General features: G+C 59.6%; 5 protein-coding genes. All 5 read right to left on the bottom strand.

What is annotated here, in order from left to right; all coding sequences use genetic code 11:
• Window positions 1-253 precede the first annotated feature (253 nt).
• Genes ACRTG1_RS07430 through ACRTG1_RS07410 form a run of 5 tightly spaced genes read right to left on the bottom strand, consistent with a single transcriptional unit; the run spans window position 254 to window position 10,718 of the window.
• Window positions 254-727, bottom strand: coding sequence for a hypothetical protein (locus tag ACRTG1_RS07430; protein WP_432516003.1), 474 nt, complete (start codon window positions 725-727; stop codon window positions 254-256).
• On the bottom strand, window positions 727-5,976 hold the full coding sequence (locus ACRTG1_RS07425; RefSeq protein WP_432516002.1) for a hemagglutinin repeat-containing protein: 5,250 nt from the start codon (window positions 5,974-5,976) through the stop codon (window positions 727-729). The genes ACRTG1_RS07430 and ACRTG1_RS07425 overlap by 1 nt, the downstream gene beginning before the upstream one ends.
• Entirely contained in the window at window positions 5,948-8,011 is a 2,064-nt protein-coding gene (locus tag ACRTG1_RS07420; protein WP_432516001.1) for a filamentous hemagglutinin N-terminal domain-containing protein, read from the bottom strand. The genes ACRTG1_RS07425 and ACRTG1_RS07420 overlap by 29 nt, the downstream gene beginning before the upstream one ends.
• Window positions 8,012-8,055: 44 nt before the next feature.
• Window positions 8,056-8,889, bottom strand: a complete 834-nt coding sequence (locus ACRTG1_RS07415) for a tetratricopeptide repeat protein (RefSeq protein ID WP_432516000.1) — start codon at window positions 8,887-8,889, stop codon at window positions 8,056-8,058.
• Window positions 8,889-10,718, bottom strand: coding sequence for a ShlB/FhaC/HecB family hemolysin secretion/activation protein (locus tag ACRTG1_RS07410; protein ID WP_432515999.1), 1,830 nt, complete (start codon window positions 10,716-10,718; stop codon window positions 8,889-8,891). The genes ACRTG1_RS07415 and ACRTG1_RS07410 overlap by 1 nt, the downstream gene beginning before the upstream one ends.
• Window position 10,719: the final 1 nt, after the last annotated feature.

Below are 10,719 nucleotides of genomic sequence, written 5' to 3'. Positions count from 1 at the left end.
GAAACGGGATCTGCCGCTCCGCTCGCTCGCGAGCTCCGCGTCAGACCCCGTCAATAGCCCCGGCCATATCGGCCAAACCCACCGCCAGAGTCTCCGTCAAACTGGATAAAACTTGGGGGCAACGTCACTCGCACCCGCGCTGCTGGGATGGTCATCGCCGCAGCGCGGGCGGACGGAGGGAGTTTCTTCGCAGAAAAGGCAAACATCAAACGCAACGATTTCAAAAATACGTCAAGCCTGTCGGCGACCCCCACTAGATGTAGTCGCGCTCGACTCGGTAGTCTTTCTCAATTCTCTCAACCAAAAGGGGGGCACTTGGAAGTAAAGGGCCCTTAGGATACTTTTTCTCCTCTTCGGTCAGGGGGCGCTGCACCTTCCACTGTTTATCCCCTGACCAGAAAAACCACATTGTGTCATCACCTTTGAGATTATTCGTCGATCTAAAGGTGGGAAATGCACTCAGGTGAGATGGAATCGGCACGTTTGCAACCAAATTTACCAAACCTTGTTTCACAGCATCCTGAACCAGGAAGGTTGAAATGAATTGGGGCTCTTTTGAAACGACGGTCGAGAAGTCTATTGGCGGCTCAGTGAAAAACTCCCGGAAGATCGCGACAACAAATTTCCACTTGGGATGTGTGTGTGTGACTAAACCGTAACAAACCCCTTCGGAGGTCAAAACCTGGAATACGTCTCCAATTTGCACGGTTTTACGCTTCAACATCATCAATTACTCCACCGATAATCAACGCTATCGAGCAATTCTTTTCCTCGAATTAGCGATTGTTCATAAGCCGTAGGATTTTTGGTTGCGGAAATGGAATTGAGCTTGTTGAGCAATGTGCCACCGTCTTTGCCCAGTCCATAATAATTGATCAGAGTCTGCTCAACCGCCCTCGCCTCCGCGCGTGACAAATTATCAAGGCCCGCGATTTGCTCAATTTCAATGCCCTTGGTGCGCAAGTGCTCCGCACCCCGCCAGGCCACATCATCCGTGATTCCGACATAGCGGGTAGTTCCATCGACAACACAGCTATAGACGCAGGTCTTGCCGCCTACCGTTGCTGTATTTTTACCCGTCCTTCCGACCAGGTTACCAACGCTACTCCAAAGCGCCCCCCCCTTGGCTTTGAGATAGTCAGCGACCTCCTTCCAAACGCCCCATCCAGCGACGGTGCGAAGCCCCTTTACGCCTTTGACGACAACAAATTTTCCAACACCTTTCGCGACTGAACCGGCGGGGGAGCCAAAATTGAAGATCCCATCAGCCGTCTCGACGCCGCCATACCTGATATCGACCCTGGCCACCCTCTCGCGCGCACGATCGACAAGCCGGTTCGCCTCACCAAGATCGTAATCTTTGATCTGTTGTTCGACCAAGATGGACAACTCAGTCGCCCCGACATCGTCAGCACACAGGAGGTATGAAAAATAGGCCTGCTCCAACTCCGCCACGATGGCCTTGTAACGTGTACCGTTCTCGAACGTTGGCTCCCCGAAGATTATTAGTTCAAGCGCCGCTGCATATTCCGGCTGCAGCCTGCGGATGTCTTCCTCCGCCTTGGCGACGAGATCTATTGCGGCTTGCTCGCCACCTGCCGTATCAACCGAGCCATTCCACATCACCTGAAAGTAGCAACCCGAACCGTAGGGGCCGCAATCAATCCGGATTGCCGGCTCCCCCTGTGAGAAGTCGATGTTGACGCCCTGCGCAACTGCAACCCGCACTGCCAGAGGCACACTGGCCGGCGAGCCGTAGAAATCGACGGCGCCGTTCCAGTTCTGCTGCATCGACACCAGAGACTGCACTTCCGGAGATCGCAGCGCCTCTCCCGCCTGATCGGTGGTAAAGCCACTGGCCAGAAGTCGGCGGAAGTAATCGACACTCTCCGGGCCCTGCGCGGCAATCGTGTCCGGGACAATGGCATTCACCGCCCGCACATAGTCCGCGATCGCCTTGGCGTTCTTGCTGAAGGCGGCAAGGTCTCGGACATTGAGATCGCCGGAGAGTTTTGTGTGCGCATCCCTTGTGACCTCCTGCCAGCTGGCCGCATCCCGGTTCACGGATGCGATCAGCTGTTCGGCCACGGCCCTGTCGGCATCGCGAATGGTGACGCCGAGCATGCCCGCAGCATCAAGCGTCGTGCGCGTCTCGCCCTGCCTGTCCTTCTTCTCGTAGGAGAAGCCGACCGTATCGACCGCGCCGCCCTTAAACCCGACGGTGCCGCCGACATTGCCGTAACGGTCCATGTCATGATTGTCGGAGACTGTGAGCGTCCCGGTCTCAAGCAGAATGTCGCCGTCCGTCGCCTGAAGCAGCGTACCCTGGAGAAGGGTATCCTCCCTGACGACCACATCCAGGCTGTCGCGTGCAATGACGGAGGACCCGGACGACCAGCTTTTCGCGCCGTCCTCCTTCGAGCCGGAAATCGAAAATGCGGAGGGATTGAGCCCGACGCTCAGACCAAAGGAAAAGCCGTCGCGCCACCCTTGAGCCTGGGGCGAGAGAACCGCCAGGTTGCGATTGACATCAAGGGACACAGTCTTGCCGGAAACATTGCCCCCGGCAATGGTTGTGTCCCGCCCCGAGGTCAGCCGGACATCGCCGCCCGCTGCGACCCCCGCATTGGTCAGAACTTCGTCATAACCTTTCGACTTGCCGACATTTACGCCGAGCGAACCCGGTGACAGCGACATGCCAAAGGAGGAGGACTTGTCCCTCGCATAATCGACCAGCGCCGCCATCAGGATATCGCGCTCGGCTTCGACCGTGACATCCCCGCCCGCGATCAGCTTCGTCCCCTGGTCGAGAACAGCGTCGAGGCCGGCCCGCATGACCACATCGCCACCAGCCACGAGTTCCGAAGCCATGCTTTCCGACCAGCCCTGCTCCTTCTTCCAAGAAGAAATGGTGAGCCCGACCGTCGAGAGCACAGAGCCGGGCGTGATGCCGCCATCGGTCCCGCGGAACTTGCCGAGGGGGTCAACGCCCCTGGTCAAGCCATCTGTAAGCCCCGCTGAGCCACCATTGATGCCAAACTTCGTGTAACCATCCCTGATCGCCCCGCCGAACACCGACGCGCCACCCGTCACGGTGTTGACCGCCGCCAGTCCGGCCGCCAGACCACTGTCGGCATGGGCAAGCCTGGCCAGTGACTGGGTCAACGGGTTGAGATCTGCAAGACCGGTCAAGACATCGTCAGTCGAGCCACGGTTCAACGCCGCGTCAACCGCACCGGAGCCGGGAAACGACAGGCCTATATAGAAGCCCTTCTCCGTGAACCAGCGCGCATCCTGCGCTGCAGACAGGCGGATGTCCTCGTCCGCCAGCAGCATCAGGTCGGAGGCCGCAGCGATCTTCACGCCGACGCCGTCGATGGCCCCGCCGGCTGACAGCGTGATGTCATCGCCCGAAAGACGCGTGCCGCGCGTGTCGATTTCGTTCCAGCCCCGCTTGACGCTGCCCCAGCCGAGGCCCTGGAAGCCCCACGCCCTGTAGCTGTTGACCACTTCGGCCGAGACCGTGCCCATGTCGATGTCGCCACTCGCCTTGACAGCGAGAGCGCCATAGGCCGAGACCATCGCACCGTTGAAGATCGCGTCGGACGCTGCCGCGCCCTCCCTGCGGCAGAGATCACCGCCGTCGCACAGCGAATAACCGGCGAGGATCTTCATATCGCCAAGGAGTGTTTCAGCAGCCGCTTCCTGCGTGGTGATGGCATGCTCGACCACCTTGAGGCCTGACAGGAAGCCACGCTGCCGGTAGTCCTTCAGAAGGTAAGTGTCCTGCAGGGTCTCGAAAGTGACCTCGCCGGCAGCAGCCAGAAGCATGTCGTTGACGGCGCCGATCGAGCCGCCACGATTGGTCAGGTCACCGCCCACGATGACAGTGAGATCCGCACCGGAAGCGATCTGTGCGACATTCCAGTCGGTTCGCGTCGTGCCACAGGCCTTGCCGATGCAGCCGTCCATGAAGTCGACGGCGCGCTTGACCTTCATGGTCTCATTGACAAGGTTCCCCCCGATGCGCAGATCCATCGCACCCGCCGTCGAGATGGCTCCGCCCCGGTTGATCAGATCACCATCCGTCGTCATCAACAGCCTGCCGGCCGAGATGAGGCCAGTGTCGCCCCGGCCGAAGGCGCCTGACGAGGCCCCGTCGGCGCGGAACTGCGTGCCGTGGTCAGCCACCCGCTCATTGAGGAGGTCGCGCACGGTGACCGCGGCAAGATCCTTCGCGACAATCGCCCCCTTGTTGGTCAGACGCCCATCGAGTTTGATGACGAGCTCGTTTCCGGCAACAAGCCCGGCTCCACGTCCGCCGCGCAACAAATCGTCTGCAGGGGGAAGATAAAGAACCGGAACAAGGACGCTGGCGCCATCGACGATACGGGTCTCGTGCCAGACAAGCGGTTCGGTGAGTGTAGCGCGTTGCGCTTCTGTCAGCCCCACGCCGTAGCGCGAACCCGTCGCGTCGGCGAACGCCTGGGCATTTTTGTAAAGCTGCTGTCGCGCTTCCTCATCGCCAAGACCGTCGAGGGTCATGGAACGACCGGAAGCCCGTCGCATTGCATCCGCAAAAGCCGCCGCCTCCGCCACGGGATCAGCAAAGAAGCGAATCCCCGAACCTGCAATGTTCGCGTCGCGCAGCAGACTGGCGGCCTCAAGCGAACCTGTATAGGCCTCAAGCCGACCGAAATCGCTCGGATCTGGGCTCCAGGAAGGCAGAGCGTCGATGGGGCCAAAATCGAGGACCGGAACGTACACGTCATCGAGCACGAAGTCGCCGCCAGCACCGTTATTCAGCCTGCCCCCTTCGATCGCGACAAGATTGCCGGCCAGCGTGCTGCGGTTCGTCGTCGTGTCAATCTTCAGCAGAAGGTCACCGCCCGACTTGATCAACGACCCCACCGAGACTGTCGATTTTCCGACAAGCGTCTTCCTGTGATTGCCGTAGGGTGCGCTGTTGATATCGACACGGCGATTGCCGATCATGATCACGCTTGGAACATTGTCCGGATCAACGCCGAGCGCCTCGAGATCGAGGAGGCTCGCGATATCCGCATTTTCGATAATCTCGATCTGGCCGCTGGAAATGACACCCGCCTGGTATTTCCCTTTGCCTGCATAGGTAACCGTGACAGGAGATTTGCCGCTGGATATGACGACCATGCGCTGGCCGCCCCTCGCGAGAGCGTCGAGCCCCGCACTCTTGAACACGTCTGCGCTGTACGGACTCACCAGCCAGTCAGGGTGGCCCCCTACGGGAGCGTGAAACGCGCCGCTGCCGTTATCCATGAAGCGGCGGCCGCCGCCCCATTCATGCCGATAATGATCGACCTTGTAGGTAAGCGCATCATTGAGCGTACGATCCATCTTGATGGACAGATCGCCAGCCGCAAGGATACGCCCATCCAGATTCTCAAGGCTGCGGCCCTCAATGCGCATGTTCCCGCCAGCACGCACCATTCCGGGAAGGTTCAGCTGGATGGTCCCGGAATATTCATCGCGGGCGGCGCGCATGGTGCCCCAGTATCGGGCTGGCCCACTTGTTCGCTCGGTGGCGTAGAGAATGTTCAAATCACCGAGTTCATTGACATCCTGCGTTCCGCCATCGGTTCCGGCAAGCGCACTGTTGACCAAATCCGTCGCACTGATGTGCAGGTCGCCCGTTGTCTCGATCGCGCCGGAGGTGTTGGTCAGCGTCCCGGATGTGCGCAGTATCAATGGTCCAAGCGCCTGAATACGGCCAAGCACGTTATCCAAGCGTGCGCTTGCTTCGATATTGAGTCCACCGCCCGACACGATCTTCGTGTTGGCGCCGGTGTTTTCAAGTACATCGGCCTTTAGTTCGAACTGACCTTCGGATTGTATGAGACCACTGTTTGCAACAAGGTCCGCCGCAATCAACCGCAGCGTTCCGGCGGATATGATCTTGCCGAGATTGCTAAGATCTCCATTGAGATCCAGCCTCATCCCGGAGCCTCCCGCAATCGGTTCCGGCAAGCGCGCCGTTGACCAAATCCGTCGCACTGATGTGCAGGTCGCCCGTTGTCTCGATCACGCCGGAGGTGTTGGTCAGCGTCCCGGATGTCCGCAGTATCGATGGTCCAAGCGCCAGAATACGGCCAAGCACGTTATCGAGGCGTGCGCTCGCTTCGATATTGAGTCCACCGCCCGACGCGATCTTCGTGTTGGCGCCGGTGTTTTCAAGCACATCGGCCTTTAGTTCGAACTGACCGTCGGATTGTATGAGACCACTGTTTGCAACAAGGTCCGCCGCAATCAACCGCAGCGTTCCGGCGGATATGATCTTGCCGAGATTGCTAAGATCTCCATTGAGATCCAGCCTCATCCCGGAGCCTCCCGCAATGACCCCCGTCGCCGTATTGGTGAGATTATCCGCGTTGACGGCCAGACTGTCGCGCCCACGCAGAATGCCGTTGTTGATGACGGAGCCGTTGGTGACGACATCGATATCCGCCCGGTCGATCGCCCCACCTCCGCTGACGACAAGATTCTTGAAAGCCAGATCGAGCTGCCGGTAATCGAGATCGCTGACCGTTGTGCCAATTGTAAGTGTGTCGGAGGCGGCAGCGTTGAGAGTAGTGGTATCGAACAGCACGTTCGATCCGAGCGCCACATCCGTGCCGACAATCTCCGCCTTCAACGGCGCAATCAGCCAGGAATTGACGAGATCGGCGGTTCGTCCAGCAAGCCGGATTTGCGGCGACTGAAGCGTGGCGTCGGCAACAGAGAGGAGACCGGATGCCTCAAGACCCACGGCCTCACTGGAAGCGGCCAGACCGCTGAAACGCGCGTCACCTCCTGCCTTCGCCGTCAGTGCGCCACCTGCCTTGAGCATAGCAGCCGACTGAAGGTCGCGAACGGTTATGATCGAGAGTTCTTCACCGGTCGACACCCCGGAGGATGCAAGCAGTGAGGCGTCCTCGGCCGCAATCGCAATATTTCCACTTGCTGCAAGGTCACGGTTGATCGAAAGGCGGCGGGCTGCCGTCAAAGCGATGCCACCTGTTGCCTGTGCGGAGACGATCTTCAACGCGCCTTGCGAGGCAACCGACACATCCCCCGCCACGCTGGAAGAGCCTGTAGCCTGCAGATTGCCCGAAAGCACCACGCCCATATCGACATCACTCGACAGCGCCATGATGGAACCAGCCGAAATCGTACCCGCCGATGTGGATACGATGGCGTCGGCTCCTGACACGGGGCCGACACCAGAGAGAGCGGAGATCTGACCCGTGGCGTCATCGTAACGTGTTGCACCGGCGATAATGCGCAGCGTCTCACGCGCCTTCACCACGCCGTCGATCAACACCGTTCGGCCAACGAGGTTCACATCGCCAAGCGGCTGGTCGGCAGGAGCACTGACACCACCACCCGCAATTGTCACATCACCTGATCGGGTCTGCCATGAGATCGTTCCGGCATTCGCATCCACATCTGGAACCCCGGATGAAAGCGTGACATTACCGGTGTTGATGAAACCGCAGCCAATACAGCCCACTCCGTTCGGATTGGCTACAATGACATCCGCTTTCGTTCCGAAAACCTCTGTCATCCCGTTCAGCAACGAGCGGTTCGTGCCCGTCACTTCGTTGAGAATGATCCGCGCGGATCGCCCTCCTGTGAGATTGGGATTGGCTGCCACCGCGCCGCCCAGTACGGATGTCCCGCCCGCACCTGAATTGTTGAGGATCAATCCGCGTGTATCGATGTTGTATTCACGGAACTTGTTGTGGCTGATCCCGCCCTGACCGGGTTTCACGATATCGACTGTCGGCGTTCCGTTTCCCGAGGACGTCACGCGCGGCTGGAATTCGATTGGCGCTGTCGGGTCCGTAATTGTCTGCGCAAAGGCCGGTGTGAACGACGTCGCGAGCGTCGAGAACAGAACGCCCGCCGCTGTCGCCGAAGATATTGATCTTGTGAGCAAGCGCGTTCGCGTGGCGCGGACTACGGCCGTCCGCAGCGCTGAGCCGTTCTGCATATTGTCTGTCCCATGGATTTAATCTGGAAAGGCCTGCCTAGCCCCTACTGCGCACCTGGACGGGTCACCGGCTTCCAGTTCCTCGCCCGCGACTGCGCATCAGCAATTTGCGCCGGCTTCATCGCCCCGGTGACTCGCATGAGCGCATCACGCGCGGCGGGATGTCCGCGCTCGCTGGCAAGATTGTAATAAAGGTGGGCGCGCACCGGGTCTGGCGCAGCGCCTTCGCCACGCTCCAACATCTCACCGAGATTGAACAGCGAAACGGGGTTACCAAACGATGCGCCACGCTCGAAGAGCTTGAGCGCCCGCTTCGGGTCGGCTGCGGTTCCTGTCCCCGAGCGGATCAGCGCTGCCAGCATATTGAGCGCTCCGACATGTCCGGCAGCCTCGGCTTTCGCAAAATAGTCATAAGCGGCTTTGGGATCCCGTTCGCGCCCTGTCCCTTCAAGTGCAAGGCCGGCGCAGTTAAAAGCGCCTTCCGCATTGCCTTGATCAGCCGCCTTGCAAACGAGTTCCGCCCCCGCTGCATAATCCTGCCGTACGCTCTCGGCGCGAAGATACATCAGGCCGAGCCTGTTCATCGCCGCTGCGGAGCCTTGGTCGGCCAAGACGATGTAAAGAGCGCGCGCTTTTTCGAGGTCGACCTCAAATCCCACGCCAAGCTCGATCATGCGCGCCAGATGGAAGCCGGCCTCGCTGTCTCCGTTGTCAAATCCTGCAGCGAACTTCCTGGCTGCTGCGGAATAGTCCTTACTTGCGAGCAGTTCCTTTCCGTCGGTCAGTTCGTTCGCCTGTGCGACGATCGTCGATGCAGAGCCGAGGAACAAAGTGCATAGCGCCGCGCGTAGCGTTTTCCAGAAGGCGTTTCTCATCATCAAAATACTTTCATGCGTAGTGTTACGAACAGTTCCCCGGGCGCATCTCCTTCCTGCCGGCTTCCCGGCTCGCTGAGGAGGCGAAGCGCATAACCTGCGTCGAATGAAAGCGATGGCCCGCCATAGCGGACGCCTATGCCGGCACCGATCCGGTATCCATTGGCGTCGTTGGCAATGTCATGACCAAAGCCAGCATCGAGAAACGTGTATGGATTGATGTGCGACAGGACCGCCGACACCGGGTCAACCGTTTGCGCATTGTCGGCATTTTCACCGCTTGACCCAGTCAGCGAGATTGGCAGGGCAAAGGCCACCTCATTGCGCCATATCAACCCGCTATCCGCCTTGAGGCTGCCATTGGAGAAACCCCGCACCGATGCGCGCGAGCCAATCGTCAATTGATCATCGGAATAAAGAGGATCGGCAGACCACTGCCCCGACAAAGAAGACGAAAAGGAAGCCTTTCCCGGCATGACGTAGGAACCCGAAAACGAGCCCTCCAGCTTGGCGAACTGGCTGTGCGGGGTTTGTCGACCGAGGTCGTCGGGATCAATGCGGGCATGGAAGGTCGGAACGCCCACGGTTGAGGCGATGCGTGCGGACAGGGCCCCATGCTCGAAAAAGCGGCTGTAGGTGAGACCAGCCTGGAGAGCCGAGACCCGTTGATCCGTCAGCCCGATACCGTTGATGTAGCGGTTCTGCTCACGATGCGTAAACGTCATGTCGGCGGCAAGGCGCTGTTTGCGCGAGGCGTGGACGATGTAATCCGCGCCCAGACCAACGTTCCATGTCGCGGTGAACAGCTCGGAGAGCGGGCCAAGATCAGCAGTGTTCTCCGACCAGTCTCCCCGCGCACGCAGTGTTGCGCGGCCCAAGGGGACGGAAACGTCTCCGGCAAGCTCATTTGTGTCGATGCCCGACTTGAGTGTCAGGCCCCAACTGTCGTTGATGCCAACAAGATTGTCCTTCTGTACGGTCACCCCGAAGCGCAGCTTGTCGACACCTTCGATCGATTCCGTATCGTAACCAGCGTAAAGTCGGAACGCGTCCTCAATACGGTTGGTGATTTGAACATGCGAAGTCGCCGGGCGTCCGCCCGGTGTCAGGTCCGCCTTGGCCTTGCTGGAGGGCACCCGGTTAAGGCTGTCCAGCGTGTCCTGTAGTTGATCGACATGGACGACGTCATCTGCCTTGGTCGTTCGAGCAAGAGCAATGCGTACCGATGCCGGCAGCAGAGTCAGCGCGTCCAGATCATCGTCGAGGCCATCCCACCAGGCGGCCATGCGTTCGGTGAACTCGTTTAGTGAATGAGAGCCGACAAGCTCAGCTCCCAGCGACGTCATTCGGGGGAACGGCCCACGATACGGTTTGCGCTCCTCCCTGTAGATAATCTTGTCGATGCGGCCAGCAACGACACGCACCACCAATTTCTGGCTCTTTGCAATATCCTGCTCGGGGAGGAAGGCCTGCGTCGTAACGTATCCTCTGTCGACGTAGACCGCGCTTAACGCCTTCAAAAGCGCTCCGACACTCTCGTTACCCTGGCAGGAACTGGCAAAGGGACGCGCAGCAGCCTCCAAAGCAGCCTGATCGACGAGATCATGTTGCCCCTCAATCCGAATTGCATCAACGGCAAAGCAGGGGGCATCCTCGCTACGAGAGTTATCATCCGCCGTTGGGATCATCAGAGGTGCAGGTTCTTCGTCCCGAAGCGAATGACCTGTCGCCTCGGCTGTTCCGGCCGCCAGCGTGCCCGCGATGGACAGTCCCGCCAGCGCAGCGCGGCAAATGATGGATGGCCTTGGGAGAAGGCAGAGGTGGCCCCACATC

It is taken from the genome of Nitratireductor sp. PBL-C9 (assembly GCF_050877045.1).
Taxonomy (GTDB): domain Bacteria; phylum Pseudomonadota; class Alphaproteobacteria; order Rhizobiales; family Rhizobiaceae; genus Nitratireductor; species Nitratireductor aquimarinus.
Note: the sequence above shows the minus strand (reverse complement) of the source record. Positions and strands in the feature narration are given on the sequence as shown.